General features: G+C 42.4%; 12 protein-coding genes. 9 read left to right on the top strand and 3 right to left on the bottom strand.

From position 1 onward, the window contains the following. The first annotated feature begins 2 nt into the window (after positions 1-2). Complete coding sequence (locus tag OQX62_RS22185) at positions 3-2,066, top strand: glycosyl hydrolase family 28-related protein (protein ID WP_265833855.1); 2,064 nt, start codon at positions 3-5, stop codon at positions 2,064-2,066. Here the strand turns inward: OQX62_RS22185 and OQX62_RS22180 are convergent. Beyond that, complete coding sequence (locus OQX62_RS22180) at positions 2,053-2,880, bottom strand: response regulator (protein ID WP_265833854.1); 828 nt, start codon at positions 2,878-2,880, stop codon at positions 2,053-2,055. The genes OQX62_RS22185 and OQX62_RS22180 overlap by 14 nt on opposite strands. After that, positions 2,865-6,140, bottom strand: a complete 3,276-nt coding sequence (locus OQX62_RS22175; RefSeq protein WP_265833853.1) for a ligand-binding sensor domain-containing protein — start codon at positions 6,138-6,140, stop codon at positions 2,865-2,867. The genes OQX62_RS22180 and OQX62_RS22175 overlap by 16 nt, the downstream gene beginning before the upstream one ends. 211 nt (positions 6,141-6,351) lie before the next feature. Between OQX62_RS22175 and OQX62_RS22170 the strand changes: the two genes are divergently transcribed. From OQX62_RS22170 to OQX62_RS22150, 5 genes are read left to right on the top strand one after another with little or no spacing between them, the layout of a single operon-like run. Further along, on the top strand, positions 6,352-8,259 hold the full coding sequence (locus OQX62_RS22170) for a glycoside hydrolase family 2 protein (RefSeq protein WP_265833852.1): 1,908 nt from the start codon (positions 6,352-6,354) through the stop codon (positions 8,257-8,259). 24 nt (positions 8,260-8,283) lie between these two features. Further along, positions 8,284-10,731 (top strand): glutaminase family protein, encoded by a 2,448-nt coding sequence (locus OQX62_RS22165; protein ID WP_265833851.1) that lies wholly within the window; start codon positions 8,284-8,286, stop codon positions 10,729-10,731. Positions 10,732-10,791: 60 nt separating this feature from the next. Next, positions 10,792-11,958: an aldose epimerase family protein gene (locus OQX62_RS22160; protein ID WP_265833850.1), complete on the top strand. Its 1,167-nt coding sequence runs from the start codon at positions 10,792-10,794 to the stop codon at positions 11,956-11,958. A 50-nt stretch (positions 11,959-12,008) separates the two neighbouring features. Beyond that, positions 12,009-13,850, top strand: a complete 1,842-nt coding sequence (locus tag OQX62_RS22155) for an ABC transporter ATP-binding protein (RefSeq protein ID WP_265833849.1) — start codon at positions 12,009-12,011, stop codon at positions 13,848-13,850. Between the two features lie 58 nt (positions 13,851-13,908). After that, entirely contained in the window at positions 13,909-14,871 is a 963-nt protein-coding gene (locus tag OQX62_RS22150; protein WP_265833848.1) for an SDR family oxidoreductase, read from the top strand. A gap of 24 nt (positions 14,872-14,895) precedes the next feature. On the opposite strand, the gene OQX62_RS22145 is transcribed toward OQX62_RS22150, so the two are convergent. Next, on the bottom strand, positions 14,896-15,114 hold the full coding sequence (locus tag OQX62_RS22145) for a hypothetical protein (protein ID WP_265833847.1): 219 nt from the start codon (positions 15,112-15,114) through the stop codon (positions 14,896-14,898). Positions 15,115-15,255: 141 nt separating this feature from the next. Between OQX62_RS22145 and OQX62_RS22140 the strand changes: the two genes are divergently transcribed. The 3 genes from OQX62_RS22140 (at position 15,256) to OQX62_RS22130 (ending at position 20,588) form a co-directional block, all read left to right on the top strand. Continuing rightward, positions 15,256-16,242: an aldo/keto reductase gene (locus OQX62_RS22140; protein WP_265833846.1), complete on the top strand. Its 987-nt coding sequence runs from the start codon at positions 15,256-15,258 to the stop codon at positions 16,240-16,242. Between the two features lie 31 nt (positions 16,243-16,273). Then, a complete protein-coding gene (locus tag OQX62_RS22135; RefSeq protein ID WP_265833845.1) occupies positions 16,274-17,851 on the top strand; it encodes a sensor histidine kinase in 1,578 nt (525 codons plus the stop codon). Positions 17,852-17,930: 79 nt separating this feature from the next. Beyond that, positions 17,931-20,588, top strand: a complete 2,658-nt coding sequence (locus OQX62_RS22130) for a zinc-dependent metalloprotease (RefSeq protein ID WP_265833844.1) — start codon at positions 17,931-17,933, stop codon at positions 20,586-20,588. Positions 20,589-20,599: the final 11 nt, after the last annotated feature.

Raw genomic sequence — 20,599 nt, 5'->3', positions numbered from 1 at the left:
TCATGCGTTTATTCCCTGTCCTGTTTTCTTTTGTCCTGTTCCTTTTTTGCGCCGATACTGTTTTAGCCCAAAATGATATTGTATTTGATGTAAAACAGTTTGGTGCTGTCGGCGATGGTAAACATAATGATGCGCCTGCGTTTCAGAAAGGTATTGATGCCGCCTCGAAAGAGATGAAAATATTATTGGTGCCCTCTGGTAAATATTATATTCCGTCAACAAGTTCATTAAATATTACTTCGAATGTAACGATACAGGGAAACGGTAAAGAGAATTCTTTACTGGTGACCGATACTGTTGCAGATGCGGGTCACCCGGCTTTAATCAACGTTCAGGGAGAGCACATCACCATCAGGGGATTAGGTCTTTCCGGAGGGCGACCAGTAGCGCCGGATCAGAAGTCGGTCGAATCAAAGGGCAGATACAGTATCATGAATATCAGTTTCGATCAGAAACCGTCCGAAAATGTGCTAATAGAAGAATGCCGTTTCAGTGATGCTTATGGCAGGGCATTGTTGTTCAAAGGGAAAGATATCACCATCAGGAACTGCGACTTCTTAAGGTTAGGCAGGTATAACATCAACTTTAAACCTCTGGATGGAGCCATCAGTAATTTCGGGCGTAACGAATGTGCTGATATCAGGATCCTGCACAATACGTTTCAGTTTGTAGGTACGCATGCCATTTCTTCGTACCGCATCAACAGGCTGACTATCGAAGATAATTATCTGTCGCAGATTTCGGGAATAGGCCTGGCCAATCACCAGTGTCAGAATCTGCGCATTACGCTCAACAGAATAGAATTTACAGGTGATAATGGAATAGATGCACAAAGATGCCGGCAAACGCTGATTTCCTCTAATCACTTCTATTGCGCGGGAAACAAAAACGCAGGTGATGCGGGTTCTGCAGCAGCCATTTTTTATGGCGATGACTATGCGCAGGGGACGGCGAGAAATACAATTATCAGTGAGAATTTCATCCGTGGAGAGTTCAACTTCGATACCGATACTACAGCTTCCCGTTCGCAAAGCTGCGGGATTTATGTGATCGATGCTTTCCACGTGAAAGTACTGCATAACACCATTAACGGAATTGGGGATAACCAGAATCGTAAAGTGATCAATGGGATTGAAGATGGAAACGGCATCATGGTCGTGAACAGTGCAAAAGGGCAGAGTCGCGATATAGTACTAGATGGAAACTCTGTATATGATACCAAGAATAACGGGATATTTGTAGGGGGACAAGCACGGGATCTCAAACTGGTTAACAACCATGTTAATGCTGCGGGTGCACATGGGATCTACTTCAGTGCAGTGGCCACCAACCTGTTCGGTCTCATCAAAGACAACTCTGTAACTGATGGCCGTAACTGGCTGAATAAAAAAGTAGCAGCAGATATTTTAATAGAGGCAAAAGATGGATGGATCACACAACTGAATATCTCTGGTAACCAGTTGCGCAATAGTAAAAGGTTAACTTTTCAGTCGATGAAAGACAGCGTATATACCACGCACGGCATCTATTTTACTGGCGTCGGTTTTACTAAAATGAATAACCTGATTGTTGCTGATAATCAGATCAGCGGACATGGCCTGGATGAAATAGGCTTTTCCAGTGTAGTGACTTCATACATGGTCACCAAAGACAAACCTTATCCCACTACAGGTTTCCGGGATAACTATTCTGGTAGTACGGATGATCTGCCGGAAGTCATTATACCCGGTTTCAACCAGAAGAATAAACCATGGATCATTACGCAGAGTTATGGTTCGAAGATCCCTGCTTATGGTAATTATTCAAAAGGATCGGTGATCCGTGATATCAATAATCCGCCTATGCAATGGATAGCCACAAATTCCGGTTTTGCGGCACAAAATAGCTGGGAGAAAAGTAAGCCGGTGAATAAAGGGCAGACGGTCTATGCAGGCACCAAAGTATGGCGCTGTGTCAAAGCGGGACGTACTGGCACCTTAATGTTTAAAACTACGGCTGATACAGCAAATGACGGAACTGTAGTCTGGGAGTTAATGGGGGATAGAGTAATTTTTAAAGCTGGTTAATATTCCGTTCTGCTTGTTTGCTGTTGATATATTCTGTGGGCGACATGCCGAACTGTTTGGAAAAGTTCCTGCCGAAATGTGTTTGTGAGCTGTAGCCTACCAGTTCTGAGATCTCATATATTTTCAGCACGCCTTCGTTGAGTAATTCTGCAGCCCTCTTCAAACGGGCAAGGTTAATCAGTTCATTGGGACTGAGGTCCGAAATTGCCTTGATTTTCCGGTAGAGCGTAGGGCGACTAATATTCATGTTCTCGGCAAGATGTTCTACGTCAAGGTTGGGGTTATCCAGGTTTTTGTGAATCGTCTCCTGCAATTTCCCCAAAAACAACTCGTCAGCTTTAGAATAAGCCATACTTTTAATATGGATCAGTGGTGTACTGGAGAAATAAGCCTTGATCTTGTTCCTGTTTTTGATCAGTGAGGAAACCTGTACCTGCAAAAATTCCGGAGAAAATGGTTTTTCTACATAAGCATCAGCACCCAGTTCCAGCCCTTCAATTTTTGACTGCATGGTATTTTTTGCTGTTAACAGGATCACAGGGATATGGCTGAATTCCAGTGTCGACTTGATCTTTTCACACAATTCAAAACCATCCATTTCCGGCATCATAATGTCGCTGATCACCAGTTGCACAATTTCCTGATGTAAAATGACAAGGGCTTCGACACCGTTTTTAGCGGTAAGTACATGATATTTTTCACTGAGGTCGTCCGATACAAAATCCAATATGTCCTCATTATCATCTACCAGTAAGATAAAAGGTTTTACATCTTCAACGTGCTGAATTAAATCAGTATTTAATGCTTTTTCCATTTTCCATTGAGGTTAAATTCAATCAATTGATGAATCGGGAGCCTAATCACAAATATATTAAAATCGGGAATGGTATTCTTTATAACCAGTGTTCCCTGGTGCAGCTCTGCCAGTGAGCGCGAGATGGACAGTCCAATGCCGGTGCCGGGACTTATTTCCGTTTCTTTGATCCGGTAAAAAGGTTCAAAGACCTTTTGATGGAGATAGGCCGGAATAATTGCACCATCGCTCATCACCTTTACCTGGAAATAGTTTTCATCTTTCGGATCAATCAGAAGGCTGACGATCACCCTGGATTTTCCATATTTAATGGCATTGTCTATCAGGCTGCTCAGTATTTTATGCAGGGCCTCAGTATCTACATACGCGTAAAAAGCATCCTCAAGCAGGTCTGTCTGTAAGCTGATATTTTTATGCTCCGCCAGCGGCTGGAAATTTAAGGTGATGTCCTGTAAGATCTCTGAAATGTTGGCTTTCACAAAATTAAGTGAGAAACCGTTGATCTCTGTTTTTCTGAAATCGAGCAGCTGATTGGTCAGGTTCAGCAAACGATTCGTATTCCTGTCCATAATCCTCAGGTTTTTCTCAATAGAAGGCACCTGATGTGCCAGCTTGATGATCTTTTCCATCGGCCCTTTGATGAGTGTTAGTGGTGTCCTGATCTCATGGGAAACCATGGTGAAGAACTCAATCTTGGCCTGGTAAATTTCTTTCTCTTTTTCATGTTCAAAAACTTCCATCCGCCTTTTGTTTTTACGGGCAGTACGACGGTGGTAACGCATCACGAGATAATAACCTGCTGCCACTAAAAAAAGAAAGTATAAAATACAGGCTGCCGGACTTTTCCAGAAAGGGGGAAGAATCCTGATAAAAACTTTTACGTTCCTGTTGCTCCACTCATTGCTGCCATTGATCAGGGCTTTGGCTTCGAATACATAATCACCCGGAGCAAGTTTGGTAAAATACACCTTCCTGTTTGTTTTCAGGTATACCCATTCTTTATACAATCCACTCATCTTATACGCATACTGGGTCATTTCCGGAGAAAAATAACTGAGTGCGGCAAAATTGATACTAAAAGAAGACTGGCTGCTGTTCAATACAATGGTATCGGTATAGAGAATTGATTTTTTTAAGGGAGAACGATTTTTGTCGTCAGCATTTTCCTCATTCTCAATCTGGAAATCGGTAAGAAATACGGGGACGGCATAGGATTTATTATGGAGCTGGTCTGGCTGAAAACTGATCAGTCCTTTTACACTGCCGAAATATAAACGACCGTCAGCAGCTTTGAAAGATGAATTGTAGTTAAACTGATCCGTGAGCAGACCATCTGATTTTGAATATATTTTCATGCTGCCATTTTCCGGATCAAAATGGACAAGCCCCCGCGTACTGCTGATCCACAGCTTATGAGCTGCATCTTCCTCTATTCTGAAAAGAAAATTGCTTGGGAATCCATCTTTATCCGTATACCGCCGGAAGTTCTGCTTTTTTCGGTCGTACAAACATATACCGCCGCCATCTGTGGTTACCCAGATTCTGTGTTTGCTGTCTTCAAAGATATCGTTGATGGTATTGTTGCCCAGACTGGCGGGATCAGCATTTGCTGACTTGAAATTTCTGAAAGTGCGCTCTCCGGGCTTGTAGCGAAAAACACCTTCATTGAAAGTTCCCGCCCAGATATAACCTTCATGATCTTCGCAGATAGAATTGTAAAAAGTGTAGGGAACAGGTCCTGCCCTGACGAAGTCATCTTTTTTCTGATCATAGGTATATAGCCCGTTGGTACTGGCGAGCATGATCTGATTGGCCTTGGTTTTATAAAAAGCAATGATAAAGTTAGATCTCAGCGAAGATCTGTTCTGGATACCATAATGTTTAATGATTTTGTTGGTGTGGATATCCATGAGATCAATCCCATGTTCAAAAGTGCCAATCCAGAGCTTGTCACCGTCCACCTGCAAACCATGTATATTATAATAAGCGATGCTGTTTTTTGTGCCGTTGGGTAGAAAATTGGTAAAAAGTCCTGTTTTTGCATCCAGCTTATTCAATCCGGCATCTTCTGTCCCTATCCAGAAATTGCCATTCTTGTCTTTTTGAATTTCCCTCACGTCGCTGCCACTAATGGAATTGGCCTGCTGCATGGGAAAGTATTTGGTGAAAATGGAATACTGGGGAGAGTAATAATTGATCCCGCCAAAATAGGTGCCAGACCAAATTCCGCCTTCTCTGTCTCTTGCAACGGTGTATACGGCATTATCTGACAGTGTATAATTATTATTATACTGCTTTTGAAGATGTGTTATTTTACCATTTTGATGGTTATATATATATACACCCGATTCTGTACCTGCCCAGAACTCATGGTCTGACAGCTTAGCTACATCCCTGACAAAAATATGGGTCCTGTCATCATTCAATGTAATCAGATTTTTAACCTGACCTGTTTTGATATCGAAGAGTTTTAATCCCTGTGTGGTCGTTCCGATGACGAGCTTGCCATCCCCGGTTTCTCTCACAGCAGCAATCATATTGTATTTGCCTTCATCATTTTTATCCAGAACATTATAGGACCTGAATGTATTGTTCTTACGGTTATATTTCTCTATCGTTCCACGTGTGGTAGAGATCCACATAGTATGGTCTGAAGCCTGGTAAACTGAGCTCACATCAAAAGGAGCCTTGTCTTTAAAGGCGTACAGTGTTTTCTTCTGTTTATTGTATTTATGAAGTTTGCCTATCACGGTAATCCACAAATTACCTTCATCATCGCTTTCCATATGATGAATATTCATTTGTTCAGTGTGTTTAACGGGAGAAAAGCTGTCATTTACAGGATCATAAATATACAGTCCTTTGTTCGTACCTACCCAGAGTGTTGCATCTTTATCGCAGTGCAGGCTGTAAATGAGTCCGTTTCCAATACTTTTTGGATTTGAAGGGTCGTTACGGTAAGTCTTAAAAGAATAACCATCAAATCTGTTTAATCCGTCTTTAGTGCCAAACCACATGAAACCTTTACCATCTTGTACACTACAGAACACGGTATTGTTGGATAACCCGTTTTCTACCTGGTAATGTTTGAAATAGTAGGGTTGGGCATACAGTAGGCTTGCCGAAAGCAATAAGACCAGAAAGGTTACGGTTTTTTTCAATTTGGTTAGCTGGTTTTCAAATATATTAAAGAATCGGCTCTTTTCAATATAATGATTCTGATCGTAATAATAGAGACAGATGGACTTTGATGGTTCCATAAAGTGTAATTAATTGCTTTTTTTGAGCAGGAAAGCTGAATTCAGGCTGCGTCACAGCGCAGCAAAACATAACTAATGATGAAACCTGAGACAAATTGAGGAAAGATTGATACAAAATTGATTAGTGTAAACATGAAAAAGTATCATATTTGATGGATGTCTAAACAGGATTTGATACCCTGTTTGAAATAATTAACCGAATATAAAAGATATGAAAAGACGTTCGCAGGCTTACAGCAGAAGTGTGGCCTTTATTGGTACATACCTAAAGCAATTAGTTCTCTCTCCATTTTTTCTTCTTTCTCTTCACCTCAGTGCTCAAACCAACAAGGCAAATGCGCAGCAGACGGAATGGCATGTCATCAAGGACAAAATTGTAACGCCATGGGCGGAAAAGGTAAATCCTAAAGCACCTCTTCCGGAATATCCGCGCCCGCAACTGGTGCGAAACAATAACTGGAAAAACCTGAACGGCCTGTGGCAGTATGCTATTGTGCCTAAAACTGTAGCTGCTCCAACGAAATATGATGGTCAGATCCTGGTGCCCTTTGCAGTAGAATCTGCATTGTCTGGCGTAGGGAAAACGGTTGGTAAAGACAGTACCTTATGGTACAGCAATACCATTACCGTTCCCTCTTCAATGAAAAACAAAGCTGTTTTATTACATTTTGGAGCAGTGGACTGGCAAACGGAAGTTTTTGTGAATGGCAAAAGTGCGGGTAAACATGAAGGTGGCTTCGACCCTTTCACGTTTGACATTACGGCATTGCTGAATAATGGAGCGAAACAGGAAATTAAAATCCGGGTATGGGATCCTACGGACGAAGGACCTCAGCCAAGGGGTAAACAGGTAAGAAAACCCGAAGGCATCTGGTATACGCCGGTTACAGGAATCTGGCAGACCGTCTGGTTGGAAGCGGTGCCTGAATCCTATATTATGTCGACTAAACATACGCCTGATATTGATGCACATACCATCACCATCAGTGCAGAGGTAGCCAATATACAGACGGGCGACCAGCTAAAGATTGAAGTGCTGGATGGTAAATCAGTGGTAACTACTAAGCAAGTGGATGCAGCAGGAACCGCAGTGATTAGCATGGAAAATGAAAAATTATGGTCTACCACCAATCCTTTTTTATACGACCTGCATATTACCTTGCTAAGAAAAAATAAAGTAGTAGACGATATCAAAAGTTACTTCGCCATGCGTAAAATCTCCATGGGCAAAGATGCCAAAGGGATTCAGCGCATGTTGTTAAATAATCAATTCGTTTTCCAGTATGGTCCGCTGGACCAGGGCTGGTATCCTGACGGTTTATATACTGCGGCGACAGAAAAAGCGATGGTATATGATATCGACAAATTAAAGGCGATGGGCTTTAATATGATCCGCAAGCATATCAAAGTAGAACCTGCACGTTATTACAATTATTGTGATAAAAGCGGAATGCTGTTATGGCAGGATATGCCTAGTGGCGATCTGGGCAATGGCTGGGAAAACCGTCCGGGAGTACTGGATCACGGAAGTGATAAAAACCGTACAGCAACGTCTGAAGGATATTACAGAAAAGAATGGGATATCATTATCAACAGCTTGTATAACTTCCCTTCAATTGTGGTCTGGGTTCCTTTTAACGAGGCATGGGGACAATTTAAAACGGTGGAGATTACGGAATGGACGATGAAAAAAGATCCTTCGCGTTTAGTGAACAGTGCAAGTGGGGGTAACTTTTATGTCACCGGACATATTATTGACCTGCATAATTATCCGCATCCGGCAATGCCAAGTCCGGATCTGTTTGGAGAAAAACAGATTTTGGTGCTGGGCGAATTCGGGGGACTGGGATTACCTGTAGACGGTCATACCTGGCAGCAGAAAAACAACTGGGGATACCAGAGTTTTAAAAATTCGAATGACCTGTTTGTGAAATATTCCTCTTTTACGGATCGCCTGGCGGAACTGATTCCCCTGGGGTTATCTGCGGCAGTGTATACGCAAACTACCGATGTGGAGGGAGAGATTAACGGTTTTATGACCTATGATCGTAAAGTGATGAAAGTGCCTGTTGAGCAACTGAAAAGTGTAAACAGCAAATTATATACGATACAGCCTTAAATTATCAAAAACCAACACACACAAATGAAGAAATTTATCCCAATAATGTTACTCACGGCAGCATTTTTTAATGCGACCGCACAGGATCGGAAGGCTCCTGCCTACCCCTTAATTACACATGACCCTTATTTTAGTGTCTGGTCTTTTACAGACAACCTGAATGCTTCTGCCACTAAACATTGGACAGGTGCCAGCCAGTCTTTAACTGGCTTACTGAAAGTGGATGGCAAAGTGTACCGCTTTATGGGCGGCGAAGAAAAGAGTTTTGCAACAGTACTTGCTGCTGCTGATGAAAAAGAATACAGTGTAAAATACACAGAATCTGCACCTGCAAAAGGCTGGGAAAAGCCTGGATTTGCTGATGCAGGATGGAAAACTGGTGCCGCACCTTTTGGCGACGGAGATGCAAAAACGCAATGGAGAACTAAAGATCTTTGGCAGCGCCGCGTATTTAATATGGAGCAGACCACTATTAAGGGATTGAACCTAAAGATTATGCACGATGACGACGTAGAAGTATATCTTAACGGAGAGAAAATCTATGACTGCCAGTGTTTTGTGGGCAAGTTCATCTACCTGCCTGTAGACAGTAAACTGTTAAAAAAAGGGCAGAATATCCTGGCTATTCATGTGAAAAACAATACAGGCGGACAATTTATTGATGCCGGTCTGGCTTATGAAAAACCAGTACCTGCAGCACAGCAGGTTTTAATGGCAAAACAGAAAAACGTAGATATCAATGCTACGCAAACCAGTTATAGTTTTGATTGCGGTGCACTGAACCTGGCGGTTACTTTTACTTCCCCTTTGTTAATGAGCGATCTGAACCTTTTGTCGAGACCGGTTTCATATGTTTCCTTCAAAGTGAAAGCAAATGACGGTCAAAAACACAATGCCGAAGTCTTTTTTGGTGCGTCGACTGACCTTGCGGTAAATACCAACTTACAGGAGGTAACAGCGAAACATTATCAGACAGGTAGTTTATCGGTATTGAAAGCAGGTACTAAAGAACAGCCATTGCTGAAAAAGAGAGGCGACGATTTGCGGATCGACTGGGGTTATGTATATGTTGCAGCTCCGCAAAAATATGATGCCCAACAGTTTATCAGTCCGGCAGAAAATATAGTGGCTGATTTTATTGCGGGTAAAAAGAGCGCGACTAAAAATACTGATGGAAAACGGCTGGTGTTGTCAACTGTCGTACCATTCAATGGGGTAGGCACTGGTGTGGTATCAAAAAATATTTTAATCGGTTATGACGATTTATATTCCATCCAGTATTTCGGACAGAACTTAAGACCCTGGTGGAATGATAAAGGTGATCAAACTATAGATAAACAACTGATTGCTGCAAATAATGAGTATGCAGCTGTATTGCAAAAATGTGACGATTTCAACAAAAAGTTTTACACAGAAAATGTAAAAGCCGGCGGAGAGAAATATGCAAAATTAGCTGATCTGGCTTACCGCCAGTCCATCTCTGCGCATAAATTAGTGAAAAGTCCGCAAGGAGAAATCCTCTTCCTTTCTAAAGAAAACTTTAGTAATGGCTCTATCAATACAGTGGATATCACTTATCCATCGGCGCCTTTATTCCTGGTTTATAATCCGGATTTATTAAAAGGGATGATGAACGGAATCTTTTATTACAGCGAAAGCGGCAAATGGAAAAAACCTTTTCCTGCGCATGATCTGGGGACTTATCCATTGGCTAACGGACAAACTTATGGTGAGGACATGCCCGTAGAGGAGTCGGGCAATATGGTAATCCTGACCGCCGCAATTGCAAAAGCTGAAGGTAACGCGGATTACGCTAAAAAACACTGGGCTTCCTTAACTACATGGGCAGAATATTTAAGTAAAGAAGGATTTGATCCTGCTACGCAATTATGTACGGATGATTTTGCTGGTCACCTTGCACGTAACGCCAACTTATCAGTAAAAGCGATTGTTGCCCTGGGTGGTTATGCGATGCTGGCAGATCAGCTGGGTTATAAGGATGTAGCGGTTAAGTATCATCAGATAGCCAAAGATATGGGACAGAAATGGATGAAGATGGCGGATGCAGGGGATCATTATGCATTAACGTTCGATAATCAAGATACCTGGAGCCAGAAATATAATCTGGTATGGGACAAAGTATTAAAACTGGGCATTTTCCCTAAGGAAGTGTACAAAAAGGAAATCGACTTCTATTTAAAGAAGCAAAACGCTTTTGGATTGCCTTTGGATAGTCGCCGTACCTATACTAAATCTGACTGGATCATGTGGACGGCCACTTTAGCGGATAATGAGGCTGATTTTAATAAGTTTGTGGATCCTATTTATAAATACGCTTTGGAAACCCCTACACGTGTTCCGCTGGGCGACTGGCACGAAACTACTGATGGTAAACAAGTAGGTTTCCAGGCGCGTAGTGTGGTTGCAGGATATGCTATTAAATTATTAGATAATAAACTGAACCATCGATAATCTTCTGCTGTTATCCTGTTAACCCATACATGAGGAAGTAATCCACATAAACTAAAAACGATGAAACGAATCAATCTTCTGAGTCTCACTGCAGGCTCACTAATTTTACTGGCCGCCTGTAATCCCTCTGGTAAAAAAAATACTGCCGAAGGAACCGCTACTGTTAAGCAGGCTGGAGTTGCCGAAAAAGGTGCCTTTGAAAAAACAATCGATGGTAAACAAACCAGCTTGTACGTATTGAAAAATAAAAAAGGAATGGAAGCTGCGATCACTAATTATGGTGGTCGTCTGGTAAGCCTTTTAGTGCCGGATTCTACTGGGAAACAGACAGATGTAATTGTGGGTTTTGACAGTGTAGATGGTTTTAAAAACTCTACCGAGCCCTATTTTGGCGCCACCATTGGTCGCGTAGGTAACAGGATAGCGAAGGGGAAGTTTAAGCTGGAGGGTAAAGACTATAGCATTTTTACCAATAATGGTCAGAATACCTTACATGGGGGTAAAAAAGGTTTTCAGGATGTGGTATGGGATGCTAAACAGCTCAATGATTCTACGCTGGAACTTACGTACTTATCAAAAGATATGGAAGAAGGTTTTCCGGGAAACCTGAAGGTTAAAGTTACTTATGGGCTGACTGCCGAAAATGGTTTGTCCATCAGCTATGAAGCTACTACAGATAAAACTACGGTGGTTAACCTGACCAACCACGCTTTCCTGAATTTAAATGGTGCAGGAAGTGGTACGATCCTGAATCACCTGGTAAAGATCAATGCAGATGGGTATACCCCGGTTGATTCTACTTTGATCCCTACGGGTAAAATTGCAGGTGTTTCCGGTACGCCGTTCGACTTCAAAAAGACAACTTCAATTGGAGCCAGAATTGAGGTTAAAGATCCGCAACTGATTAATGGTAAGGGTTATGACCATAACTTCGCTCTAAATAAACATGTTGCTACCACTCCTGTAGCTACCGTAAAAGGAGATAAAAGTGGAATTATAATGTCAGTTTATACCGAAGAACCCGGACTGCAGTTTTACAGCGGTAACTTTATGCAAAGTAAGAATACGTTGAAAGGTGGGGCTAAGGACGATTTCCGTACAGCTTTTGCGATGGAGACACAGCATTTTCCTGATGCACCTAACCAGCCTTCTTTTGCACCGATAGTACTCAAACCGGGACAGACGTATTCTACAAAATCTTTATACCAGTTTAGTGTAAATAAATAATCGCGGGAGAGACAGCGGTAGGATATTTGTTATATTGCTGCTTTCGACATATGGTAAGAAAGCCGCTGAACCAAAATCCTAAAATTACTTCTTTAACTTTCCGTGACAGGATAGAGGCCCTGAAAAATCTGCCTGAGTTTTTTAAGCTCATCTGGCAGACCAGCCCGAAAATGACTGTTGCCAATGGAATACTGCGGGTGGCAAAATCTATAATGCCACTCGCTATTTTATATGTAGGAAAACTGATCATTGACCAGGTAGTACTGCTGAGCCGGGATCCCGGACACCACAACCATGACCTGTTATGGGAACTGATTGCACTCGAATTTGTACTTGCCATCAGTTCTGACGGATTATCAAGGGCTATTACCTTAATGGATAGTCTGCTGGGCAACCTGTTTGCTAACCATACTTCAGTAAGAATTATGGAACATGCCGGTACGCTGGATCTGGACCAGTTCGAAGATGCAGTCTTTTATGATAAACTGGAACGTGCAAGACAGCAAACTGCCGGTCGGACCGTTTTACTGTCGCAGGTAATGAGTCAGGTACAGGACCTGATTACCATAGGTTTTCTTGCTGTTGGTTTAATGGCATTCAATCCCTGGCTGATCCTCCTGTTGTTAGTCGCCATTATCCCTGCTTTTCTGGGCGAATCTTATTTCAACAATCAAAGTTACTCCCTTGCACGGCGCAGGACGCCAGAACAGCGGGAACTCGACTATTTCCGCTTTTTAGGTGCCAGTGATGAAACGGCGAAAGAAGTGAAAATGTTTAACCTGTCTGGTTTCATCGTCGAACGTTTTCGCCTGCTCTCGGATCGCTTTTATGATGAAAATAAAAAGCTGTCTGTAACCAGATCCTTATGGGGAACATTTTTTGCGCTATTGGGCAGTACAGGTTATTATATGGCCTATGTCATCATTATACTCCGGACCATTAATGGCAGTGTCTCTATTGGTGAGCTTACTTTTCTGGCGGGTTCTTTCCGGCAATTGAGGTCAATTATGGAAGGGGTGCTGACCCGCTTTACGGCAGTATCTCAGGGCGCAATTTACCTGAGCGATTTCTTCGAGTTTTTTGAAATCAGGCCCAAAATTAAGGCAGCGCTACATCCCAAACCATTCCCCAAATTTATCCGGCAGGGTTTCACTTTTGAAAATGTAGGTTTTCAGTATGCGAATTCTACCCGCTGGGCAAACCGACACCTCAACTTTACTTTACATCCCGGAGAAAAACTGGCACTGGTGGGTGAAAACGGATCCGGCAAAACCACACTGGTTAAATTACTGTCGAGGTTGTATGACCCGACCGAGGGAAGGATTCTTTTGGATGGGATAGACCTTAAAGAGTATGACCTTGATGCATTACGTCTTCATGTAGGCATTATTTTTCAGGACTATCTGCGTTATCAGATGACCTTTGCACAGAATATTGCTGTCGGCAATATCAGTGAAAAAGAAAACCGGGAACTGATCATCACCTCAGCCCGGCAAAGTCTTGCTGATGTACTTGCAGAAAAGCTACCTCATCATTATGACCAGATGCTGGGTAAACGTTTTGCTGATGGCGTTGAACTTTCTGGCGGTGAATGGCAAAAAGTAGCATTGGCAAGGGCTTATATGAAAGATGCACAGCTCCTGATCCTTGATGAACCAACGGCAGCATTGGATGCCAGAGCGGAATATGAAGTATTCCAGCGCTTCGCAGAACTCACTAAGGGGAAATCGGCAGTACTGATTTCACACCGTTTTTCCACTGTAAGAATGGCCGACCGGATCCTGGTGCTGGATAAGGGTGAATTAATTGAAATAGGCAGCCATGAGGAGCTCCTTAAAAAGTCGGGCCGCTATGCAGAATTATTCGATTTACAGGCGATGGGCTACCGTTAGATTTCAATAAACAAAAACATTAATGCTGATGAGCGGTTATTTTTACAAAACCATCATTATGCTAAATCACAAAACAATTGTAATTACAGGTGCTTCCAGTGGGGCGGGGCGGGCTATCGCGTTGGAATTTGCTATCCATGGAACAAAACTCGTCCTCGCGGCAAGAAACCTCGATGCATTGCTGGAGCTGGGCCTGGAATGTGAAGAATTAGGAGCCAGGGTGAAATGTGTGGAAACTGATGTGACTGATTACGGAGGCATGATCAACCTGGCCTCTAAGGCAGAGGACTTTGGCGGGAAAATAGATATTTGGGTCAACAATGCAGGTGTGCTGGCTGTCGGCTCCTTTGAAGAAACGCCCATGGAAGTTCATGAGCAGGTCATCCGCACTAATCTTTTAGGCTATATGAATGGCGCACATGCAGTAATGCCTTATTTTATACAGCAGGGAAAAGGAATCCTGATCAATAATATTTCGATAGGAGGTTTCCTGCCCGTGCCTTATGGTGCAGGCTATTCTGCCAGTAAGTTTGGGATTCGCGGTTTTTCTGCGGCGCTGAAAGCTGAAATGGGCGAGTACCCTGATATTCATGTCTGCGATGCTTTCCCTGCATTTCTGGATACTCCGGGAATTCAGCATGCCGCCAACTATACGGGAAGAGCAATCAAACCCGCTCCTCCGGTTTACGATCCGAAGAGAGTGGCTATGGGCATCGTGAAACTTGCGGAAGACCCGCAGGCAAATATGATGATTGGCAGTACCTCAATTCTGTTACGCCTTTCTTATGCCCTGTTGCCTAAACTTACTATAGGTATCACACAGAAAGTAATCAGCACCTACCTCAAAAATGCAGAGGAAATTCCAAGAACAGACGGTAATCTGTTTAATCCTGTAAAATATGGCAATGCTGTGCATGGTGGCTGGGGATTACCCGGAAAACCTAAAGCACACCGCAAATATATTGCCGGAGGATTAGGGATTATAGCCGCATTTGGTCTGCTGTTATTGAGTAAGAAATAGATAGCGGGAAAGATTAAGACCAACTTAATCTTTCCATTTCTTTTTCATCTTTTTATAAGATTTCTTACTCACTGTTTTTTTGCTTTTAGCGCGACCTATGCCTTTTTTCTTGCGGGCGTTGATGTTGTTGACTAAAGAGTTTTTGACACCGAGCTTATTCTTTTTCTTAGTCCCTTTTTTCTTGCTTCCTTTTTTCTTTGTTGATGTCTTTTTGGAAGTGGTCTTTTTTGTCTTCTTTGGCATAATAAGTTTCGTGAGATTTCCTGTTCCTGATCAGACACAGGAATTAAATAATTGCACATACAGGAACAAAGCTGTGGCGTGGTTGTTTAAAAAGAATTACGTTCTCTTTTATTGCACGTATATCATATAGATGAAGACAGGATGAAATATAGAAAGTTAGGAAAAACAGACGTAGAATTATCGGCTGTAGGTTTGGGATGTATGGGGATGAGCCATGCTTATGGTGAACCTGATGATGTGGAATCTGTTGCCACCCTTGAAAAAGCAATCGAACTGGGAATTAATTTCTGGGATACGGCAGATGTATACGCCAACGGTGCTAATGAGGAACTGGTGGCAAAAGTGCTCAAACCGAACCGCCAGAAGATCTTTATTGCTACTAAATTTGGCTTCCATGCAGATGCCGATAAAAAGATCAGCTCCTTTGACGGGTCGCCCGCCTATCTTAAAACTGCGGTCGAAAAAAGTCTGAAGCGATTGCAGACAGATGTAATAGATCTGTATTATGCACACCGTATCGATCCGAATGTGCCGGTGGAGGAGATGGTTGGCGCGATGGCAGATCTGGTGAAAGAAGGTAAAGTGCGTTACCTTGGTCTTTCTGAAGCTTCAGCAAATTCAATCCGAAGAGCAAATGCAGTACATCCGATCAGCGCGCTGCAAAGTGAGTATTCATTGCTGACGAGGGAAGTGGAAAGTGAAATTTTGCCGGTATGTAAGGAACTGGGAATTTCTTTTATTCCTTTTAGTCCGCTGGCGAGGGGATTAGTAACCAATATGTTAAATGTGGAGGAATTGGCTGATAACGATTTCAGGAAAACACTGCCTCGTTATCAAGCCGAATACGCTGATAACAATAGAAGTCTGACAGCTGAATTTGCTAATCTTGCTACGCATAAACAATGTACACCTGCACAGTTGGCTATCGCCTGGGTGCTGGCACAGGGAGAAAATATCATTCCTATTCCCGGTACTAAACGCAGGAACTACCTGATCGATAATGCTGGTGCGGTTGACGTGGTACTTAGTTCTGCTGATCTGCAATTGCTGGAAGATATCCTTAAAAAATATCCAAATACAGGCGCACGTTACAATGAGTCGAACAATAAGTTTGTCGATAAAAACTAGTGTATAGTTTGGAGCTTATATATTTGCAGGTATGAAACCTGCGGTATATAACTCCAAATATTTTATTGCTATCGGCTTTTTTATTTTTTTGTGTTTTACCGGCATGGGCTTATTCATGAAAAGTAAGTTCAATGAACGCACACAAAGGATCAGTCTGGATATGGCTACGAAGATCTATCAGCTGAAATCAAACGTCATCCGCAATGAATTCGATAGTTTCATCAAAGGCTTAGGCAATGCCGAAGTCATCATTCCCTTGTTAAAAACAGAGTCTGACTTTTTTAAAGCAGAACCTCTCTTTAATTCCCTGTTACTGAGCCATTCAAAAGTGCATCACGGCTGGTATGCCATGGTAAAAGGTCGTGATACGGTTTACCATACCATCACAAAGCAAAAAGATAAATATCTTAAGGGCGCAGGACTTGTTTACCAGCAAAATTGGATCCGTACACAATTAAACAGAACAGATACCGCTGTGAGCAGCAGCACACTGATCAGTGTGAATGATTCCCTCCATTGTCTGCTGGCTGCAAGACATCAACTGACGGATTCATCAATTCTCATTTTCGGCCTGGATATCAACTTCAATGAATTACAGCATTATTTATGGAGTGTGGACAGCACCGGGCGGGCTTCTGCATTTATAGTGGATGCAAACAGATTGTATATCACTAATCAGGATGAGCAGCTGATCGGTCAGAAAGTTCCCGTGAGGGAAAAAATGAAAGGGGAAACCATCTTGTCAGATAGTGTGAGCAGTTATGAGATTGTCAACTCTTCTTATTTACAGGTTCCGGTGGTCAGGTTTTACACCCCTTTGAATATTGGTAAAATGAACTGGACGATGGTCGTAGATACACCTGTTTTTGTGATCGATGAAGATGTAAAAGCCATCGAAAAGTATGTGCTCATTATGTTTGTGAGTACTGCATTGATTATACTGGGACTCATTGGCTGGTCGCAGGCCAAATGGCAGAAAGAATTTATGATGAGGCAGGAGGCGGAGCTGACTGCCGAGCGGAAGCAGAAAGAGAATGCGCTGCTGCAGCTGGATAAACTGAAAGAAAAGGTGAATCCCCATTTTCTGTTCAACTCTTTAAGTTCATTAAACGGACTGATAGAGGAACAGCCGGAAATGGCAAAGTCTTTCGTCGTTAAACTATCCAGGGTGTATCGGTATGTACTCGATCCATCACCGGGCGGATTAGAAGAAGTGTCCAAAGAAATCAGATTTGCCAGTGAATATTTCTTTTTATTGAAAATCAGGTTTGGTGAGTCGCTGGCGTCCCTGGTTATAGATATTTCAGCAGCGCATAAAGCGGCGTACATTCCTTTTATGAGTTTACAAACTTTGGTAGAAAATGCGGTGAAGCATAATGTGGTTTCCAAATCGCGCCCACTTCATATTACCATGAAAAGTGAAGGAGATGGAATTATGGTAACCAATAATTTGCAGTTGCGTAATGATGTTAAAGATTCAGGAAAACAGGGCTTGAATTATTTACAGAGTGTATATGCACATTTTGGCGACTACTATTTAGTCTCTACTGTTGAAAATGATAGATATAAGTGCTTTTTACCGGTAATTACAATTGTGTCCACTCCTTAAAACTGCGCTTTCACCTCAAAAAGCTGCTGTTTGGCGTTGAGTAATTTTAAAATATGCCAACTAAGCATGATTTTGTAGCATGATTTTGAATAAAAAAGTTTTGAAAATTGCTTCTACTGCATTTTTCTTGTTTTTATTTGGTGTGAATGGATTTGCTCAAATCCCTAAAAAATTACCAAAGCCTGCGCATAAAAAAACAGTAGCAGATGCTGTAAGAAAAAAAGTTACTGATAGTCTTAAAAAAGGTGCCGATAGCTCCAAAACCAAGTCGCTGAAAAGTTATGCTGATTTATTAAAAAAAGCAACAACTGTTAAAGGCTTGTTTAAAGTCCATCAGGTAGAGACGGATTACTATTTCGAAGTGCCTCTGGCCCTGATGAATAAAGATTTTCTGCTTGTTAACAAGATCTCCTCAGTGCCAATGGCATTAAACGAATCGGGCTTGAATAAAGGGATGAACTTTGAAAACAAAGTGATCCGCTTCTCAAGAAACAAACTGGCCGGTACGGTCTGGGTTAAAACCATTGTGCCACAGATAGAATCTGTTGTGGGTGATGCGATTACCCGTTCAGTAAATGATAACTTTACCGGATCTGTAATCGAATCTTTCAAAATAGAAGCCTATTCGCCGGATTCATCCGCGGTGGTGATCAAGATGAATAAAGTTTTTGATGGTACAGAGAAGAGTTTCAATGATGTATTTACTGATATCGGCCTGGGTACATCTGCCAAAACATCTTTATCTTCCATAGAACGCATTAAAAGTTTTCCTCAGAATATAGTAGTTCGCGCCCTGTTAAGTACCAGGGTTACTGAAGGACAAAGCAGCATCCCGATCAGCGTTGCGGTAACCACTAACCTGTTACTGTTGCCGGAAATTCCAATGAAACCACGTTTCGCGGATAACAGAGTGGGCTTTTTTAGTACACCCAGATGGTATTTTTCTGATGCTCAGCATAAAATGGAAAGCAGGGAACTGGTTACCCGCTGGAGGATGGAACCTAAAGCAGCAGATCGTGCGCGTTACCTGAAAGGTGAACTGGTAGAGCCTGTAAAGCCTATTATATTTTATATAGATCCGGCAACACCTCCACAATGGAGAAAACAGATTATTGCGGGTGTGGTAGACTGGCAAAAGGCTTTTGAACAAGCGGGTTTTAAAAATGCAATTCAGGCAAGAGAAGTTAGGGATACGGCTGATTACGATGGTGATGATGTGCGTTATTCAGAAATTACCTATGCCGCATCGCCGAAATCCAATGCCATGGGGCCGGCGGTGGTAGATCCGCGTTCCGGCGAAATTCTTGAGTCTGATGTGATCTGGTGGCATAATGTGATGACCTCTTTGCAATCCTGGATGCGCGTGCAGACGGGTGTAATTGATACAGGAGCAAGGTCAAATAAACTGAGCGACGATAGAATGGGACATGCCATCCGTTTCGTTTCTTCGCATGAGATTGGTCATACATTGGGTTTAAAGCACAATATGGGTGCTTCCACTTCTTTCCCGGTTGATTCTTTACGTTCTCCTGCTTTTACAAACAGGATGGGTGGTACGGCATCTTCAATTATGGATTATGCCCGTTTCAACTATGTAGCGCAGCCGGAAGATAAAGTAACTAATATTACTCCTCAGATTGGTGTATATGATAAATATGCAATCGCCTGGGGTTATCGCTGGTTAGACGTTGCAGATGCACACGATGAGTTGCCGTTGCTGAAAAGCTGGATCAAATTGCACGAAAACGATCCTTTATACCATTATGGCGAGCAGCAGAGCTCCATGAATATCGTTGATCCAAGAGCGCAATCTGAAGATCTGGGAGATGATGCGGTTAAAGCAAGTCGCTACGGACTAGCGAACCTGAAACGTTTGATTCCACAGATAGCGGACTGGTCGGCCAAAGATGGCGAAGATTATTACCAAACGGGCAAGTTGTACATGGCTGCTTTAGGACAGTGGCAAACTTATGCAGAGCACGTAACTGCAAACATTGGTGGTTACTACCTTGAAAATCCTGTAAGCGGCGATCGCAAGAATACGTATACACCAGTTCCTGTAGCTGTACAGCAAGGTGCGCTGGATTATATCAAAGACCAGGTATTTACGATGCCGGATTGGTTATTTGATAAAGCATTGCTACAAAAAACCTTCCCTATTAAAGATACTCCTCTTGGTCCTTTTGAATATGCACCATACAATTTGCGCCGCGAATTTCAATACGGTTTGCTCTACAGTCTGATGAGTGAAGAGCGCTTGTTAAGAATGTTCGAGATGGAATTGATGGAGGACAAAGAAAAGGTCTTTACAGTAGCAACATTGTTAAATGATGTGAGGAATTCCGTATTTGCACAAACCTTAAAAGGTCGCCAGCTATCTATTACAGACAGGATGTTACAGCAGAACTATGTTGATGTTTTACTCGTAAGCACTGATAAAATGCTGGACAAGGTGACTAAAAAATCATTGCAGCCTGCTGCATTAATGAATCTTCCGCAAACATGTGATCTGGGGCTGGATAAAGGTTTAGAAAAGATGGATAACCCTACTATAACACTGAGAAACATCTACGTGACATCAATGAGTCGTACATCTGATGTAGCATCTGCTAAACGCGGAGAGTTATTACGGATTGTAGCCCTGTTGGAGAAACACAAAAACAATGGAGATCAGGCGACGAAAAGTCATTATGAAGACCTGATTCTTAGAATCCGTCAAAGTCTTAGAATTAATTAAAATATCATAAC

It is taken from the genome of Pedobacter sp. MR2016-24, from assembly GCF_026239655.1.
Taxonomy (GTDB): domain Bacteria; phylum Bacteroidota; class Bacteroidia; order Sphingobacteriales; family Sphingobacteriaceae; genus Pedobacter.
This window is presented reverse-complemented; position numbering and strand designations above follow the sequence as displayed.

Bases quoted from the DNA above. Each gene is read 5' to 3' on its own strand.
- OQX62_RS22185 (WP_265833855.1), top strand. From the start codon at position 3: ATGCGTTTATTCCCTGTCCTGTTTTCTTTTGTCCTGTTCCTTTTTTGC.
- OQX62_RS22180 (WP_265833854.1), bottom strand. From the start codon at position 2,880: ATGGAAAAAGCATTAAATACTGATTTAATTCAGCACGTTGAAGATGTA.
- OQX62_RS22175 (WP_265833853.1), bottom strand. From the start codon at position 6,140: ATGGAACCATCAAAGTCCATCTGTCTCTATTATTACGATCAGAATCAT.
- OQX62_RS22170 (WP_265833852.1), top strand. From the start codon at position 6,352: ATGAAAAGACGTTCGCAGGCTTACAGCAGAAGTGTGGCCTTTATTGGT.
- OQX62_RS22165 (WP_265833851.1), top strand. From the start codon at position 8,284: ATGAAGAAATTTATCCCAATAATGTTACTCACGGCAGCATTTTTTAAT.
- OQX62_RS22160 (WP_265833850.1), top strand. From the start codon at position 10,792: ATGAAACGAATCAATCTTCTGAGTCTCACTGCAGGCTCACTAATTTTA.
- OQX62_RS22155 (WP_265833849.1), top strand. From the start codon at position 12,009: ATGGTAAGAAAGCCGCTGAACCAAAATCCTAAAATTACTTCTTTAACT.
- OQX62_RS22150 (WP_265833848.1), top strand. From the start codon at position 13,909: ATGCTAAATCACAAAACAATTGTAATTACAGGTGCTTCCAGTGGGGCG.
- OQX62_RS22145 (WP_265833847.1), bottom strand. From the start codon at position 15,114: ATGCCAAAGAAGACAAAAAAGACCACTTCCAAAAAGACATCAACAAAG.
- OQX62_RS22140 (WP_265833846.1), top strand. From the start codon at position 15,256: ATGAAATATAGAAAGTTAGGAAAAACAGACGTAGAATTATCGGCTGTA.
- OQX62_RS22135 (WP_265833845.1), top strand. From the start codon at position 16,274: ATGAAACCTGCGGTATATAACTCCAAATATTTTATTGCTATCGGCTTT.
- OQX62_RS22130 (WP_265833844.1), top strand. From the start codon at position 17,931: ATGATTTTGAATAAAAAAGTTTTGAAAATTGCTTCTACTGCATTTTTC.